Annotated in this window: 13 protein-coding genes; 5 read left to right on the forward strand and 8 right to left on the reverse strand. The window is 69.9% G+C overall.

Annotated features, from left to right (window positions below; genetic code table 11):
• Window positions 1-201: 201 nt before the first annotated feature.
• Window positions 202-3,024 (reverse strand): AfsR/SARP family transcriptional regulator, encoded by a 2,823-nt coding sequence (locus L3Q67_RS43540; protein ID WP_499187228.1) that lies wholly within the window; start codon window positions 3,022-3,024, stop codon window positions 202-204.
• A gap of 293 nt (window positions 3,025-3,317) precedes the next feature.
• Here L3Q67_RS43540 and L3Q67_RS43545 point away from each other — a divergent pair, with 293 nt between their 5' ends.
• Together L3Q67_RS43545 and L3Q67_RS43550 are read left to right on the forward strand one after the other, a co-directional pair.
• Window positions 3,318-4,532 (forward strand): hypothetical protein, encoded by a 1,215-nt coding sequence (locus L3Q67_RS43545; RefSeq protein WP_499187229.1) that lies wholly within the window; start codon window positions 3,318-3,320, stop codon window positions 4,530-4,532.
• A 19-nt stretch (window positions 4,533-4,551) separates the two neighbouring features.
• On the forward strand, window positions 4,552-4,941 hold the full coding sequence (locus L3Q67_RS43550) for a hypothetical protein (RefSeq protein WP_499187230.1): 390 nt from the start codon (window positions 4,552-4,554) through the stop codon (window positions 4,939-4,941).
• A gap of 58 nt (window positions 4,942-4,999) precedes the next feature.
• On the opposite strand, the gene L3Q67_RS43555 is transcribed toward L3Q67_RS43550, so the two are convergent.
• From L3Q67_RS43555 to L3Q67_RS43570, 4 genes are all read right to left on the reverse strand, one after another.
• A complete protein-coding gene (locus L3Q67_RS43555; protein WP_499187231.1) occupies window positions 5,000-6,973 on the reverse strand; it encodes a tetratricopeptide repeat protein in 1,974 nt (657 codons plus the stop codon).
• 228 nt (window positions 6,974-7,201) lie between these two features.
• Window positions 7,202-7,735: a GNAT family N-acetyltransferase gene (locus L3Q67_RS43560; protein WP_499187232.1), complete on the reverse strand. Its 534-nt coding sequence runs from the start codon at window positions 7,733-7,735 to the stop codon at window positions 7,202-7,204.
• Window positions 7,736-7,825: 90 nt separating this feature from the next.
• Entirely contained in the window at window positions 7,826-8,242 is a 417-nt protein-coding gene (locus L3Q67_RS43565; protein WP_499187233.1) for a histone-like nucleoid-structuring protein Lsr2, read from the reverse strand.
• Window positions 8,243-8,709: 467 nt separating this feature from the next.
• On the reverse strand, window positions 8,710-9,210 hold the full coding sequence (locus L3Q67_RS43570) for an Lrp/AsnC family transcriptional regulator (RefSeq protein WP_209665248.1): 501 nt from the start codon (window positions 9,208-9,210) through the stop codon (window positions 8,710-8,712).
• A 59-nt stretch (window positions 9,211-9,269) separates the two neighbouring features.
• Between L3Q67_RS43570 and L3Q67_RS43575 the strand changes: the two genes are divergently transcribed.
• The 3 genes from L3Q67_RS43575 to L3Q67_RS43585 all read left to right on the forward strand — a co-directional run bounded on the left by L3Q67_RS43575 (window position 9,270) and on the right by L3Q67_RS43585 (window position 11,957).
• Complete coding sequence (locus tag L3Q67_RS43575; protein WP_499187234.1) at window positions 9,270-10,433, forward strand: trans-sulfuration enzyme family protein; 1,164 nt, start codon at window positions 9,270-9,272, stop codon at window positions 10,431-10,433.
• 159 nt (window positions 10,434-10,592) lie between these two features.
• Window positions 10,593-10,985 (forward strand): PGPGW domain-containing protein, encoded by a 393-nt coding sequence (locus L3Q67_RS43580; RefSeq protein WP_499187235.1) that lies wholly within the window; start codon window positions 10,593-10,595, stop codon window positions 10,983-10,985.
• Window positions 10,986-10,994: 9 nt separating this feature from the next.
• Entirely contained in the window at window positions 10,995-11,957 is a 963-nt protein-coding gene (locus L3Q67_RS43585) for an MBL fold metallo-hydrolase (RefSeq protein WP_499187236.1), read from the forward strand.
• A 168-nt stretch (window positions 11,958-12,125) separates the two neighbouring features.
• On the opposite strand, the gene L3Q67_RS43590 is transcribed toward L3Q67_RS43585, so the two are convergent.
• From L3Q67_RS43590 to pcaB, 3 genes are read right to left on the reverse strand one after another with little or no spacing between them, the layout of a single operon-like run.
• Window positions 12,126-13,700, reverse strand: a complete 1,575-nt coding sequence (locus L3Q67_RS43590) for a hypothetical protein (protein WP_499187237.1) — start codon at window positions 13,698-13,700, stop codon at window positions 12,126-12,128.
• Complete coding sequence (locus L3Q67_RS43595; RefSeq protein WP_499187238.1) at window positions 13,676-14,446, reverse strand: ABC transporter ATP-binding protein; 771 nt, start codon at window positions 14,444-14,446, stop codon at window positions 13,676-13,678. Before L3Q67_RS43595 ends, L3Q67_RS43590 begins: the two co-directional genes overlap by 25 nt.
• Window positions 14,447-15,784 carry a class-II fumarase/aspartase family protein gene (pcaB, locus tag L3Q67_RS43600; RefSeq protein WP_499187239.1) on the reverse strand — a complete coding sequence of 446 codons (1,338 nt, stop codon included), beginning with the start codon at window positions 15,782-15,784 and terminating at the stop codon, window positions 14,447-14,449.
• Window positions 15,785-15,799 lie beyond the last annotated feature (15 nt).

Consider the following 15,799-nt stretch of genomic DNA (forward strand, 5'->3'; position numbering starts at 1 on the left):
TGCCGCGTCGACACTTAGAGTTGGCTGAGCTGATCGAGCCGCCTTACTCTCGAACACGCATTCTACCTGCGTAGTTACCAGCTGTTATCCGGCAACTCCCCGCAGCGAGGCCCGAGCGTCACACTGAGGAGTGACATCGGGTTCACCAACGTGGGAGAGATCTCTCGTCTCAGTACGCCTACCCGCACCTGCGGACCGCGCCTAGTCGACCCGCCCGATCTCCAGCAACCGGCGGTCGAGCCGCTCGGCGCGCGCCTGCATGCCGCAGCGGCGGTAGATGGCCACGGCCCGCCACCAAGCGTCCCAAGCCATGGGGAGGTCACCGGTGGCGTGCGCGACCCGGCCGAGCACCTCGAGGGCGTGCGCTTCCGGGCGCACGTACCCACTGCGCTCGGCTATGTCCACCGCGACCTGCGCGTCCCGGAGGGCGCCAGCGAACTCCCGCCGCGCCAGGCGCAGTTCCGCCCGCCGCGCATGCGCCCTGGCCAGCACCTCCACGTCGGAGGACCGCCGCAACAGGACGAAGGCCCGGTCGCAGTAGGCTTCCCCCTCGTCGAGCCGGCCGGCTTGGGCCGCCAGCCAGGCGAGCTCCACGAGCGTCGCGGCCTGTCCGGCCACGTCCCCGGTGCGCTCCCGGGCAGCCAGGGCACGCCGGAACTCCTCCTCGGCCTGGCGGTAGCGGACCTGCCCGGAATACAGCATGCCGAGCAGCTGGGCGATCTTGCTCTCCCGGTCGACGTCTCCGAGTTCGCGCGCCATCTCCTGGCACCGCATGGCGAGTTCGACAGCTTCGTCTTCCAGTTCCTGCTGCCACTTCAACCGCGCCAGGTTCAGCAATATGGTGAGCACTCCCGTCGCATTGCCGTCCAGCAAGACGAGCGCACGTTCGAACTGACGCTGGGCTTCGTCATGTTCGCCCAAATGCAGCAAGAGGTACCCGAGGTCATTCGCCGAACTCGCCTCGGCTTCCGGGTTTCCCTCAGCGGCGGAAGAAGCACACGCCACCGTGAGCACGATTCGGTTCTCTTCTTGAAAACCATTCCGGTCGAGGAACTCGGTCACGGCGTGCGCCAACTGCCAGGAATATGTGAATTCTTCGACGGAAGCTGCCGCACGCACCGAAGATTTTAGATTGACCCTCTCAATAGAGAACCAATTTTTGGCCGAATTCGGTTCGGAAAAAGTTAATGGACCCGCACCTTCTTCCGGCTCCGCACAGGGCGGTAATTCCTGATTGACGTACGCCACCATATGCGCATTGCGCGCCGAATGGAGGTAGAAGCTCAACATGCGCCCGATCGCCGAGCGGCGCTCGATTTCCGAGCGGGGCAGGGAGTTCGAGTAGCTGTACAACAGGTCGTGCATTTGATAGCGGTCCACCGACCCCGGTTGATCCACGAGGTGGGCGCCCACCAGCGCGTCCAGCCCACGCCTGGCCCGTGCGGGTGGGACGCCGAGCAACGCCGCGGCGGCTTCGATGCCGAACTCGACGCCGGGATGTAGTCCCAGACAACGAAAAAGCCGGGCTGTCTCCGCGTCCAGCGACTGGTAGGACAAGGAAAAGATCGAGCTGAGGCTTTCATCGTGCCCGTCACCGTCCGGGCCGATGGACAGGAGGGTCTCGGGATCACGCAGTTGCTCGGCGACGGCACGCAAGGCCGCACCCCTGCGGTCGGCGACCCGCTGTGCCACCAGGTTCAGCGCAAGTGGTACCCCTCCGCACGAATGCGTGAGCTCTCGGACCGCCGCCGGTTCGGCCACCGCTCGCGGCCCGATCCGCCCCGCGAGCAGCGCGGAGGCGGACTCGGCTTCGAGTGGTTCGACCACCAGCCGCGGCAGGTGGTGGCTGATCCCGAGCGACCCGAGCCGGTGCCTACTGGTGATGAGCACCACCGACCCGACGAGCAACGGCAGCAAATGCCTGATGTGCGCGGAATCGGCGGCGTTGTCGAGCACGATCAGCATCGGGTTGGCGGCCAGGTGGGCGCGCAACCGCTCGGCTCGACCGGCCAGGCTGACCGACTCGATGGCACGGCCCGACGCGGCGAGGAACCAATCGATCACCTCCGCGGCGTCGACCCGTGGCCGCGGGGAGAACCCGCCCAGGTCGACAAAGAGGATGCCGTTCGGGAAGTGCTCGGCTCGGCGGTGGGCCCAGTGCACAGCCGTGGCTGTCTTGCCCACACCACCGAACCCGGTCAACACGACCACCGCGGAGCGGAGCTGCCCCGCCGCGATTCCGGTCTCCTCGTCCAACTGGTCGAGCAGATCCTTCCGCCCGGTGAAATCCGGGACGTCCTGCGGAAGCTGCCGGGGAGCCGGATGCGCATCCCCGTAGGCGCGGAGCGCACGCGGCAAGTGCCCGCCGGACTTCGCACCCTGCCTGAGTTCCTCGTTGCACCGGTACAGCTCGGCAGCGGCCTGCTCGTCACCTTCGGCCAAAAGCCGCCGTCGCACGGAGAAGTAGTAGTCCGTCATCTCGTCCGACCACACCAGACCGGCGAGCACCCGCATCCGCCGTTTGGCCAATCCGACGTCCATTTCGTGGTCGCGCTGGAGTTCGTCCAAGCGCCGCAAGGCTTCCGCGAAATGGCCGAGCGCCAGCTGCTCGTCCAGGACGAGGTAGTTCGCGGGCAGCCACTCGTTCCGGATCGCCACCCGGCGCCAGCTCTCGGCCCGCTCGGTGCCGAGATCGGCAAGGGGGTAGTCCCGCCACAGTGCGGTCGCCGCACAGGCATTTGCACATGCTTTTTCATGGTCGCCGCGACGGCTTCGCTCCCGGGCCTTGTCGATCAGATCGCGGAAGACGAAATAGTCGATCTGGTGGCGCTCCACGGTGAGCAAACAAGTGCCATCGTTGATCTTCAGCGTTGCTTCGGGAGCTGCCGCGGTCAACGCCGGTCTAATCCTTTTGGCGTAGGTGTGCACGGTGGACGCTCGACTCTCGACATCGCCCCACATCCAGTCGATGAGCTGCTCAATGGGTATGCGGCGCCCTGGGTGTGCCAGAAGAACGCCGAGCATGGCACGTAATTTGGGCGTACCCCACTTGTCGGTCGTACGTCCCTGCAAACGCATAGTCGTCCGACCGAGAATGCCGAACACTGGCTCCACGAGCGGGCCAACCCCCTCCCCGGGGAAACACCGTGCGATGCGGTGGGTCGAGTTTCTCATCTTGCCGATGGATTGACCAGGCACAACCACGGGAAACGGCCTTGTCCCAACATTGTCAGGCGTTTGTCCCCTGCGCTGACAGTGGTTGGTCCGGTGTCCCGGCACACCCTCGAGGCGTACCACCAACGCCACGGGGAGGAACCATGAACGGCGCACTCTGGATAAGAGGATCTTTCGGGCTGGGCGCACCGGCCAGGGTCACCATGACGGGATGCCGGACGGTGCTGGTCGTCGTCCCGACGATGACGGCGGGCACCCGGCTGTTCGACCTCGTCCCGCTGCTGGAAGCCGACCACCGCGTACAGCTCGTCTTCACCGTGCCACGCTCCACCGAGATCTGGCACGGAGTCGACGAGTACGTCAGCGCACAAGGGGGATTGGTGGTGCCGTGGCACCAGGCGACGCGGCACACGTGGGACCTGATCCTGTGCGCCAGCCACCGGCACCTCGCCGATCTGCACGGCAGGATCCTGCTGGTTTCACACGGAGCCGGAACGCTGAAGTCGGTGCAGTACAGCCGCAAAGCCAACGGCGCCACGCAGCCGACCACCGGCTTGGACCGCGAGTTGCTCACCTTTCGCGGTCGCGTGCTCCCGGCCGCGCTGGCACTGGCCACCGAAGCCGAACTGGACGCACTGCGAACCCTGTGCCCGGAAGCGGTACCGCAGGCTTTCGTCGCCGGCGACATCTGCTGGGACCGCCTGCACAGCAGCTTGCCGATGCGCCCGCTGTACCGGCGCGCACTCGGGATCGACCACGACGACCTGCTGGTGACGGTCAGCTCGACCTGGTCCGCCGACTCCGCCTTCGGCAAGCTCCCCGGCCTGTGCCAGCGACTGCTGGACGAGCGTCCATCCAGGAGGGTGCGGGTCGCCGCCGTGTTGCACCCCAATGTGTGGGCCGTGCACGGCAGCCGCCAGGTGCGGGGCTGGTTGTCGGGAAGCCTCCGGCACGGACTGTTGCTGATCCCGCCGGACGAAGGCTGGCGGGCCACCGTGGTGGCGTCGGACTGGGTCATCGGCGACCACGGCTCGACCACCTTGTACGCGGCGTCCGCCGGGTGCCCGGTCAGTGTCGCGACCTGCTCGCCGGACACCATCCGGCCCGGCAGTCCGGCGGATGTCCTCCGGCAGCACGCGCCCGGCCTGAACCCGGACCTTCCGCTGCTGCCCCAGGCCGCGGCGGCGGAAGCACAGCAGCCGTCGTTGCGGCGGACCGTCACCGAGTTGGTCACTTCACGGCCGGGTGGCGCCTCGGAAGCGCTGCGCTCCAGGATGTACCGATTGCTCGACCTCCCCGAGCCGGGCGGCCGGGCGGCCGTGACCGCTGTACCGGATCCGGCTCCCATCGCGGCTTGACGCAGAAGGAGGGACCTCCGTGACTGCGAGCTTCGTCTTGACGGAACGGCGTGAGGCACCGGGCGTGGCTCACCTCCGATTGCGGGGCACCTGCCCCCACCGCGGCCGGTTCGACAGCGAATGCCTGGTGGTGGATCTGACCTCGGCACCGTGGCCGTGGCATCGTTGCGGGGACGTCCTGGTGGCTGCCACGGCCGCCGATCGGCGTCGCGCCGGGATGGCCGGAACGGGTTTGCTTGCCGAGTTCAGCGGCGCCGGGGTGGTCGGCTGCCCCCACCCCGGTGGAACCGTGGTGGTCATCAGAGCCGGCGCGGCCTTCGACGTGGGCAGCGACTCACGCGAAGTCGTGCTGGCATTCCTGGCGGACGCCTTCAGCCGGTGGTCCTGCGGGCTAGGCGCTGTCCTGTGAGTCAAGGTCGCGCTCTCCGCGCCCAGGCGGCCCATCGACCAGACCCACCGGACAGCACCTAGTCCCGCCCGTGGCTTAAGCGGTCGAGGCGAGCGGCGATCCCGGCTGCCTTCGGGTCTCCGGTAGCCAGGTAGTGCTCCCTCGCCTCGGTCAAGCAACCGCGGGCCGACTCGAGATCGCCCCGGGCCTCCGCGAGATCACCGAGCGCGGAGAGCACCTCGGCGAGGTAGAAGGGCGAAGCGAGATCGCGGACGACCGACAATGCTTTTTCCAGCGTGTCCGCGCTCTCGCCCAGCTCACCACGCTGCTGCTGGGTCGTCCCCAGCACCATCAACGCCCTCGCGTACTGGTTGAGGTCGCCCAGCTCCCCCATCAGGCCGGCCGCGGCCCGAAGCTCCACTTCGGCCTCGTCGTACCGGCCCAGCTTCGCCAGTACGTCCCCCGCGCGACGCCGGCAGAGCGCGACACCGCGCGTGATCCCGAGCCGCTCCTGCAACCCGGCAGCGCGGCGGTAGTAGTCCAGGGCTCCCGGCAGATCGCCTTTGCCCCGCGCGCACCTGCCCAGCTGCGCGAGTGCGGTCGCCACGCTCGGCTGGTGGCCGTGTTCGGTCGCGAGGTTCAGCGCCACCTCGTTCTCCGCGATCGACTCGTCATAGCGGTGGAGGTGAGCCAGTGCGAAACCCAGCTGTGACCGCAGCCTCGCTTCAACCAGGGGTTCGGCACATTCGCGCGCTGCGGAGATCCCGCGGTGCTGGGCCTCGATGAAGTCGTCGTACTGCCGGTAGTGCAGGAAGAACCCCCAGAACGCCTCGCAGTACTGCCAGACCAGCTCGGACCAGCCGTTGCGGTCCGCTTCGGCGAAGGCGGCTCGGACGGTCTCCCGTTCGTCACGCAGCCAGCGGAAGGCCTGCTCCCGCTCGGTGAACCGCCCACGGGAGGGGAAGTCGTCCGCGTAGCGTGGCCCCCACATCGCCCGGTGCGGGTGGATCACCGAATCGGCTTCGACGAGCGTGTCGAGGTACCACTCCACGACGGCACGCACCACGCCGTCCTCCGCGCGTGCCCGGGCGTGCAACTGGACCAGTTCGTGGAACCGGACACGGCCCCCGGCGACGTCGATCAGCAGGTTGCGGTCGACCAGTTCGTCGATGCCGTCCTCGACTCGATCATCGTCCAAGCCGGACACGTCGGCGATCACTTCGAGGGTGAAGGTGATGCCGGGATGGGCACCGCAGACGTGGAACAATCCGGCAGCCAGTGGGCTGAGGCTTTCGTAGGAAGCCGCGAACACGGCGTCGATCGACGGCCCGTCCTCCGGTGTCAGCTGCAGCAGGCGACCTCGCTCGGCGAGGGTGGACGCTTCGCGAGCCAGCCGGCGGCGTTGGTGCCGTCGCAATCGCCCGGCCACCAGCGTCAAGGCGATCGGCAGCCCGGCGCAGGCCGCGGCCAGTTCGTCGGCGGCTTCGGGTTCCGCCCGGACGCGATCGGCACCCACCAGCTCGGCCAGCACGTCCACCGACTCGCTCGGGTTGAGGAAGCCGACGTCGACGATCGTCGCCCCGTCGATCTCGAGTCCGGTCAGCCTGTGCCTGCTGGTGACCAGCACGACACCGCGCTCGGTGACCGGGAGCAGCGGACGGACCTGCGCGGCGGAAATGGCGTTGTCGAGGAGGAAAGCCAGCGATTTGTCCGCGGTCATCGTCCGGTAGAGCGCTTCTCGCTGACTACGCTCCGCTGGGATTTCTTCGGCGGCTACCCCCAGGGCGAGGAGAAACCAATGGAGAACGGTATCGGGTTGCACCGGGCCGCCGGGGCTGAACGCGCCGAGATCGACGTAGAGTTGACCGTCGGCATAAGCGTCACGGACATTGTGCAGCCATCGCAGGGCCAACGCGGTCTTGCCGACGCCGCCGGGCCCGCTCAGCACCGCGAAGGGCAATCGGCCCGCGCTCTCACGCACGAGGTCCAGCTCAGCCAGCTCGCGCTGCCGGTGGGTGAAGCGGGCCGCGGGCGCGGGCAACTGAGCCGGCACCCGGGTCCCCGACTGGTACGGCGGTCTTCGCCCGCTCCCCCGGCCCGGTGACGCCCCCGTTTCCTCCATCAGGATTACCCCACACCCCTGGCGCATTCACGGCAGAATTTCTCTCTCTACCGCACGTCGCCCGGCCCGCCTACGTCAATGTGACCAAATCCTCCCCATGGTACGCCCAAGATCGATTGAGCGTCGCCATTCGGCCCAGCGACACTGGTACGTAAGTAGTTAACGTGCGGCGCCGGTGAAAATCAGGTCGTGACCGTCGTGGCCTGGGCCGTCCAGGTGGGCGGCTCTGGCCAGGCCGGCGCGGGCGGCGACCTTCGCCGAGGCGTGGTTGGCCGGGCGGACCCTGGCGATCACCGAATAGGACGGCTGGTGCGCGGCGGCCCATTCCACCACCGCGGTGGCGGCTTCGGTGGCCAGGCCTGCTCCCCAGTGCGCCGGGTCGAAACGGTAGAAGAGGTTGAGCACCATGCGCTCGTCGAAGCGCATCACCTTCACGCCGCAGAAACCGGCGGGCTCGGGCTCGGGCTCGGCTGCGGTGCGCACGGCCCAATAGCCGAAGCCGTAACCGGACCAATGCGCGTCCCAGCGGTGGAACAGTTCTTCGGCTTCGTCACGCGCTGTGAGCCGATCGGACGGATTGTGCGCACAGGCGCGTGGATCGCGGTGAATGGCGAGGATGGCGTCGATATCGGCGGCCGCCGGCCGGCGCAGGCTCAACCGCCCGGTCGCCAGTTCCTCGTGGGCCGCCCCCATGGCCCGCAGCCTAACCAGGGCGGACCACCCGGCGCCACCGGTCCGGAGTGGATGGTCCACCCAGATCCGTGGCGCCGGGCCCGTGCGGCACTACTTCGCAGCCGCTGCCGCCTTCTTGCGCGGAGCGCGCTTGCGCGGAGCGGCCTTGACCACCGCGGCGGGCTTGCGCTGCGCCTCTTCGAAGGCCTCGGTGATCTCGGCCGAAATGCGGCCGCGCTCGGAAACCTGGTAGCCGTTCTCCCTGGCCCATTCGCGGATCTGCCGGGCGCGCTCGCGGTCGGCACCGCTGGAGGAGGAAGCCGATTCCCCGGTGGCCAGGCGCACCTTGCGCCCACCCGTGCGCCGGCCGGCCGCGATGAACCGGGCGAGCTCGTCACGGAGGTTGGCGGCGTTGTCGTCCGACAGGTCGATCTCGTAGGACACACCGTCCAAACCGAACGGCACGGTCTGCGTGGCGATCTCGCCGTCGATGTCGTCGATCATCTCGACCAGAACCTTCTGCGCCATAATTTGCTCTCTTCCCGCTTCGTTGATCAGCAAGCCGCACCATAACCGGCGCGGCAGTCGCGGCGTGCGAGGCCCCGCCGTGAACAGTTTCTCATTCTCGGCGCCAAGTGCAAAAGCCGGATCACGAACGACGCGTCAATCCGGTTGCACGCCGGACAAGAAACAGGCCGTCCACACAGGACGCTGCAGTTCAGGGGCTCGCGGCGGGACCGGCCGAAGAACGGGTGCGGAAATGTCGCGCAGCGTGAGGGGCCGCCACCACCGGCATGAACGCTTGTTATGGTGGCCCGATCGGCGTAGCGCACACCCGGCGGGCGGGCATCACCACCCCCGGATGTGCCCCCAGGCCAGTTCCGCCATTTGCCGGATCCGTTCGACGGCGACCCGGGAGTCCGGATGGCGGAATTCCCGTCGAAGCATTTTCGATCGAGGTCGCCGCCAAAGACATGATACCGATCGGTCACCTGTCATGGGACGTCCTTTGTGGAGGTCCGCCCCGGGTACGGGGTGAGCGGGCCGCCCGGCCAGGTGGAGAAGATGAGGTGCGTCTGCAGCCGCGCCACCTCCGGGCGCGCGGTGAATTCGTCGAGCACCAGGCGCTGGAGGTCCTGGCTGTTGCCGCAGGCGACGTGCACGATGAAATCGTCCGGCCCGGTCACGTGGTGCACCGCGCGGGTTTCCGGCAGGCCGAGCACGTGGGTGATGAACGGGTCGACCAGCGGGCGGGCGTGCGGCTGGACCTGCACGGCGAGCAGCGCCTCGATCGGACGGCCGACCGCCGCCGGATCGACCTGCGCGGTGTAACCGGTGATCGCCCCGGCCCGGCGCAGCCGCGCGACGCGGTCCAGGCAGGTCGACGGCGCGATGCCGACCGCCGCCGCCAGCTCCTTGTTCGCCATCCGGCCGTCGTTCTGCAAGCGCCGCAGGATCTCGGCGTCCACCGAATCCAGGCGCACATTCTGCTCCATGGGCCGAACATAGTCCGGAACTCGTGGCCACCTCCCGGCTCGCCTGCCAGATTCAGCGCATGACCACACTGAACACCCGTGCCGTGCACGCCGGCCGCGACGACCTGGTGGAACTCGGCGTGCACGCGGTCCCCCTGGACCTGTCCACCACCTATCCCTCACGGGACAGCCGCACCGAGGCCGACCGCCTCGACGTGCTCTGCACCGGCGCCCAGGTGGACGGCCCGCCGGTGTACGCCCGGGTCGGCAACCCGACCGTCGCCCGGTTCGAGACGGCGATGGCCGAACTCGAGGGCTGCGAGGCGGCCGTGGCCTTCGCCAGCGGGATGGCCGCGTTGTCGGCCTGCCTGCTCGCCGGGGTCTCGTCCGGCAGGCCGCACGTGGTGGCGGTCCGGCCGCTGTACGGCAGCAGCGACCACCTGATCGGCTCCGGCCTGCTCGGCACCCGGGTCACCTGGGCCAGGCCGGACGAGGTGGCAGGCGCGATCCGCGAGGACACCGGGCTGGTCATCGTGGAGACCCCGGCGAACCCGACGCTCTCCGAGACGAACCTGCGCCGCCTCTCCGACGCGTGCGGCCCGGTCCCGCTGCTCGCGGACAACACCTTCGCCACCCCGGCGTTGCAGCGCCCCGCCGAGCACGGCGCGCGGATCGTCCTGCACAGCGCGACGAAGTTCCTCGGCGGACACGGGGACGTGCTCGGCGGCGTCGTGACCTGCGACGAGGAGTACGCGCGCCAGTTGCGCCAGTTGCGCTTCCTCACCGGCGCGACCCTGCACCCGCTGGCCGGGTACCTGCTGCTGCGCGGGCTTTCCACGCTGCCGCTGCGGATGCGGGCCGCGTCCGAGACGGCCGCCGAGCTGGCCGCGCGACTGGCCGACCACCCGCAGATCGCGAAGGTGCACTACCCCGGACACAACCAGAACCGGCCGGAGAAGCAGATGACCGGCGGCGGGCCGATGCTCGCGGTGGAGGTCCACGGCGACCCGCACGCGGTGATCGGGGCCGTCCGGCTGTTCACCCCCGCGGTCAGCCTGGGCAGCGTGGACAGCCTCATCCAGCACCCCGGTTCGCTCAGCCACCACATCATGGACCCGGCCGACCGCGCCGAGGGCGGCATCAGCGAGCAGCTGCTGCGGATCTCGGTCGGCCTAGAAGACGTCGAGGACCTGTGGGCCGACCTCGACCAGGCACTGGCGGCCAGTGGATCATCGGTGGGGTGAGCCTGGGCCCGCGGCCGTTCGTCCCGCGTCCGGACCGCGAAACCTGAGCGCCCGGCTGGCCGCCGCGCAGCAGAGACCGAAGCCGCGATCTGGACGGATCGTTCACCGAGTACGCCGCTCGCCCGGCCGAGCCGGGCACGCTCGGTTAACGTGGAGCCGATGAAGCGCGTGCTGATGACCGTGGCGGGCGTGCTGATCCTGGTGATCGGCGTCGCACTGCTCGTGCTGCCCGGACCCGGCCTGCTGCTGGTGCTGGCCGGGCTGCTGATCCTCGCCTCGGTGTTCCCGAAGCTGGAGCGCTACGTCGACCCGGTGCAGGACCGGGCGATGAAGGCCGCCGAGGACAGCGTCTCTTCGCCGCTGCGGATCACCGGCTCGGTGCTGGCCGGGCTGGCGCTGATCGCGGCCGGGATCGTCTGGGGCCTGGTCCCCGGCCTGCCGCTGGCCGGTTGGAGCACCGGCACGAGCCTGATCCTGTCCGGCATTGTCCTGCTGGTGCTGCTCGGCTACAGCTACCGGCGAGTACGGTCCCGGCGCGCCGAGCGGCGTTAGCATCGGGGCATGACGGAGAAGGCGTTCGCATCCTCGGCCGATCTGGAAGAGAAGCAGCGCACCCTGGAGGTGCTCGCCGACGGCGTCTACGCGCTGACCGCGCAGGGCGATCCGAACATCGGGGCGATCGAGGGCGAGGACTTCCTGGTCTGCTTCGAAGCGCTCGCCACCCCGGTCGCGGCCCGCGAATGGCTGGCCGAGTTGCGCAAGCACACCGGCAAACCGGTGCGCTACCTGGTGCTTTCGCACTACCACGCGGTGCGCGTGCTGGGCGCGTCCGCCTTCGACGCCGAAGTGATCGTGGCGCACGAGAACACGCGCGCGCTGATCGCCGAACGCGGGATCGCCGACTGGGAGAGCGAGTTCGGCCGGATGCCGCGCCTGGCCAAGGGCGCCGAGTCGGTGCCGGGGCTGACCTGGCCCACGCTGACCTTCTCCGACCGGCTGACCATCGAACTCGGCGGTGAGCGCGGCGAGCTGGAGCTGCACTACTGCGGGCGCGGCCACACCGAGGGCGATCTAGTGGCCTGGTTGCCCAAGCAGCGCATCCTCTACGCGGGTGACCTGGTCGAGGCCGAGGCCGCGCTGTACACCGGCGACGCCTTCCACCGCGACTGGTCCTCGTCCACTTTGGACCGCGTGCGGGAGTTCGGCGCGGAGACGCTGATCGGCGGGCGTGGCGGGGTGAGCCGGGGCCGCGAGGCGGTCGACGCGGCGATCGAGCAGACCCGGCACTTCCTCACCGTGATGCTCCGCGAGGTCGGTGCCGTGCGGGACGCAGGCGGGACGCTGAAGGAAGCCTTCGAGCGCACGCACGCCGCGCTGCACGAGCGGTACGGGCACTGGCCGATCTTCGAGCACTGCCTGCCGTTCGACGTCTCCCGGCTGTGGGACGAGCTCTCCGGCATCGAGCGCCCGGTCATCTGGACCGCCGAACGCGACCGCGAGGTCTGGGCCCAGTTGCAGGGATGAGCGTCCGGACGCCGGTCGCGGTGCTCGGCAACGGACCCGTCGGCCAGACCACCGCACGAAGAACAGCGGCGGCACCGGGAGTCGGTGCTGGACGCCTACGTGGCGGCGGTGCTCACCGACCCGGCCGACCTCCCCGCCGCCCTCGACCGCGCGCTGGGCCGGTGCCCCTCAGATCTCCTTGGCGACGGTGTTCAGCAGTTCCGGGCCCCGGTCGGTGAGCCGCCGCAACGCGAGGGCGCCCCACCACCACGCCAGCAGCCCGCCGACGGCCAGGCCGACCGGCACGCCCGCCCACTTGAGCACGGCCGAGTCGTTCAGCTCGCCGAGGAGCACCACGCCGATCACCGGCAGCGCGGCGGCCAGTTGCAGCAGCGTGATCGCGAACATCATCAGCACCCGTGCGCAGCCCGGCCGTCCACCCGACGACCACGGGCTGGTGTTCCGGCGCGGATCGGGCAGCGGGTAGGCCACGTAGACCGACTGCAGCAGCACCACGCCGGCCCCGGCGCCGAGCAGCGCGGGCAGCGCGCCGAGCACCCACGGGTACAGGTCCAGGCGTCCGCTCACCCCGGGTGTGACCAGGCCGAGCACCAGGGCGAGCGGCGCCACCAGCAGCACCCAGGCGAGCTGGCGCCCGCGCACGTCGGCTCGCGGTGCCCCCGGGGTGACCAGCGTGTGCCACAGCGCGCTGCCGTCGAAGCCGTACAGGTTGCCCGCCTGCAGGCAGCCGAACACGGCGACGAACACACCCAGCAGGGCCAGTGGCGCGGACGAGTCGCCGGAGAACGACGGCACCACGCAGACCACCACGCCCATGATCAGCGTGCCCATCAGCGCGACCCGCCGCCGCGCGTCCCGCCACCAGGTGCGGAGTTCCTTGCGCACCACCGCGCCGACCGGCGACACCGCCACCGAGGACGACTGGCCCGCCGAGGCCCGGACCCGCGCGGCACCGCGGAACGACGGCGAGGTCACGCTCCTGGACAGCAGCGCACCCCAGATCGTGAGCAGTACGCCGAGCAGGACCACCAGGCCGCCCAGCAGCAACACGACCAGGCCCCACGAGCCGGTACCGGCCGCGTGCACCGCGACCGCACCCCAGCCCGACGGCAGCACCCGCGTCACGGCCACGAGTTCGGGCGCCTGCCCCTGGATGATCGCCGGGCCCACGCTGTTCAGCGCGTAGTTGAGCCCGATGCCGGACAGCCCGGTCAGCGCGACCAGCAGGATGCCGAGTTCCTTGCCCTTGCGCGAGCTCAGCAGCGCGCCGAGCGCGGCCATCACCACCCGGTAGACCAGCGCCACCAGCAACAGTTGCAGCACCGCGAACAGCAGGCCGACCAGCGCCGGAGCCGGGCCGAACCGCAGCCCGTAGAAGTACAGCCCGCTGAACGCCACCAGGCTGACCAGCGTGGTCACCCCGACCAGGCCCGCCGCCAGCAGGCCGGTCGCCACCTGCCGGTTCGACAGCGGCAGCAGCGCGAAGTGTTCCGGGCGCAGCGTTTCGTCCCCGCCCCCGGTGGCCACCGGCGCCAGCACCCAGCCGAGCAGCCAGACCGCGTAGATCGAGGCCAGCAGGTCGACCGAGGTTTCCGGGCGCTCGAACGGCACGAAGCCGACGAGCAGCGTGCCCACCGCGGCCAGCAGGCCGATCAGCCCGCCGAAGACCCAGCCGACGATCCGGCTGCCGCGCAGCGAATTACGCAGGACGAGCAGCTTCAGTCGGACGAAGACGCCAACCACGACAGTCCTTCCCCGCCGCCGGTGCGCCCGCCGACCAGGCGCACGAACGCCTCTTCGAGCGTGCCCTCGCCGCGCACCTCGGCCGCCGAGCCCACCGCCACCACCCGTCCCCTGGTGATCACCGCGACGTGGCTGCACAGCTGCTCCACCAGCGCCATCACGTGACTGGAGAGCACCACGGCACCGCCGGAGGCGACGAACCGGTTGAGGATGGTGCGGATCGTCGACGCGGACACCGGGTCCACCGCTTCGAACGGCTCGTCCAGCACCAGCAGGCGCGGCGCGTGCAGCAGCGCCATGGCCAGCCCGATCTTCTTGCGCATCCCGGCGGAGTAGTCGATCACCAGGGTGCGTTCGGCTTCGAGCAGTTCCAGCACGCCGAGCAGTTCGTGGGTGCGTTCGGCCACCGCCGCCGGTTCGAGGCCGCGCAGCTGTCCCATGTAGGTCAGCAGTTCGCGCCCGGTCAGCCGCTCCGGAACGGACAGTCCATCCGGGAGCACGCCGACCAGCGCCTTGGCCCGGTCCGGCTCGGCCCACATGTCGGTGCCGAAGATCCGCACCGTGCCCGAATCCGGGCGCAGCAGGCCGACCGCCATGGACAGCGAGGTGGTCTTGCCCGCGCCGTTCGGCCCGACCAGGCCGAAGAACGAGCCGCGCGGCACCTTCAGGCTCACCCGGTCCGCCGCGATCGTCGGGCCGAACCGCTTGCTCAGGCCGTGCAAGCCCATGGCGGGTTCCTCTGCCATCTACTCCCCCAAGGTTTCCGTGGCCCGCGCGAGCACGCGGTCCACCAGTTCGCCCGAAGCGCCCAGGTATTCCTCCGGGGCACTGACGTCCGGCGCGTCCGGCAGTTCCTCGGCCAGCACGTCGGCGAGCGACCGGCCCTCGGCCGTTGCCTGGCGGTTCAACCGCGCCAGCAGGTCCTTCGCCGCGGCCTTGCCCATGGTGGACGCCAGCGCGATGGTGAGCCGTTCGGAGACGATGCCGCCGCCGGTGAGTTCCAGGTTCTTCCGCATCTGCGCGGGATGTGCTTCCAGCCCGCCCGCCAGTTCCGCCGCGGTGCGCGCGGCTCCGGCGGTGAGCCGCAGGCTTTCCCGCAGCGGCTGCCATTCCGAATGCCAGCCACCACCGGCGCGTTCGTCCTCGGCGACCAGGCTCTGCACCAGGATCAGCGCCTGCGCCGGCACCTGTTTGGCCGCCGAGATCAGCAGGGTGGCCAGCACCGGGTTGCGCTTCTGCGGCATGGCCGAGGAAACACCGCGACCTTCGGCGGCCGGTTCGGTGACCTCGCCCATTTCCGTGCGGGACAACACTTGTACGTCCACGGCCAGCTTGCCCAGCGCGCCCGCGGTGAACGCCAGCGCGGAACCGAGATCGGCGATCGGCGTGCGTGCGGTGTGCCACGGCAGTACCGGCTCGGCCAGTCCGAGCTGCCGCGCGAACGCCGCCGCCAGCTCCGGGCCGATCGGCCGGCGTCCGGCGTATTCCTGGTACGAGGCAAGGGTTCCGGCCGCGCCGCCGAGTTGCGCGGGCAGCACCACCGACCGGACGCGGTCGAGCGCGTCCAGCACCAGCTGGAGCCAGGTCGCCGCCTTGAGGCCGAAGGAGATCGGCACGGCGTGCTGGGTGAGCGTGCGCCCGGCCATCGGGGTGTGGCGGTGCTCGGCGGCCAGTCCGGCGAGCGAACCGGCCGTGCGCCGCAGATCCTCTTCGATCGCTTCCAGTGCCCGTTTCGCCACGAGCATCGAAGCGGAGTCGAGGATGTCCTGACTGGTCCCGCCCCGGTGCACGTACTCGGCGGTGGCCGGGTCGACCGCCGAGGTGAGCTGCTTGACCAGCGCGACCACCGGATTCGCCGCGCCCCTGGCCTGCTCGGCGAGCGCGGCCAGGTCGAACTGTCCTTTTCCGGCACCCGCGGCGATCCGCTCGGCGGCGTCCGCCGGGATCAGCCCCAGCTCCGCCTGCGCCCGGGCGAGCGCGACCTCCGCGTCGAGCATCGCGCGCAACCACGCGTCGTCGGAAACCAGGGCGGCCAGTCCGGTGCCCGCCCACACCGGGGCGAGCAAGCCGGAGTCGATGTCCATGCCGTCATGCTATTC

Source organism: Saccharothrix sp. AJ9571, from assembly GCF_021725495.1.
Classification (GTDB): Bacteria; Actinomycetota; Actinomycetes; order Mycobacteriales; family Pseudonocardiaceae; genus Amycolatopsis; species Amycolatopsis magusensis.

Excerpts from the sequence above, each read along its gene's own strand:
- L3Q67_RS43540 (WP_499187228.1), bottom strand. The coding sequence starts at position 3,024 with ATGCTCGGCGTTCTTCTGGCACACCCAGGGCGCCGCATACCCATTGAG.
- L3Q67_RS43545 (WP_499187229.1), top strand. The coding sequence starts at position 3,318 with ATGAACGGCGCACTCTGGATAAGAGGATCTTTCGGGCTGGGCGCACCG.
- L3Q67_RS43560 (WP_499187232.1), bottom strand. The coding sequence starts at position 7,735 with ATGGGGGCGGCCCACGAGGAACTGGCGACCGGGCGGTTGAGCCTGCGC.
- L3Q67_RS43565 (WP_499187233.1), bottom strand. The coding sequence starts at position 8,242 with ATGGCGCAGAAGGTTCTGGTCGAGATGATCGACGACATCGACGGCGAG.
- L3Q67_RS43570 (WP_209665248.1), bottom strand. The coding sequence starts at position 9,210 with ATGGAGCAGAATGTGCGCCTGGATTCGGTGGACGCCGAGATCCTGCGG.
- L3Q67_RS43575 (WP_499187234.1), top strand. The coding sequence starts at position 9,270 with ATGACCACACTGAACACCCGTGCCGTGCACGCCGGCCGCGACGACCTG.
- L3Q67_RS43580 (WP_499187235.1), top strand. The coding sequence starts at position 10,593 with ATGAAGCGCGTGCTGATGACCGTGGCGGGCGTGCTGATCCTGGTGATC.
- L3Q67_RS43585 (WP_499187236.1), top strand. The coding sequence starts at position 10,995 with ATGACGGAGAAGGCGTTCGCATCCTCGGCCGATCTGGAAGAGAAGCAG.
- L3Q67_RS43595 (WP_499187238.1), bottom strand. The coding sequence starts at position 14,446 with ATGGCAGAGGAACCCGCCATGGGCTTGCACGGCCTGAGCAAGCGGTTC.
- pcaB (WP_499187239.1), bottom strand. The coding sequence starts at position 15,784 with ATGGACATCGACTCCGGCTTGCTCGCCCCGGTGTGGGCGGGCACCGGA.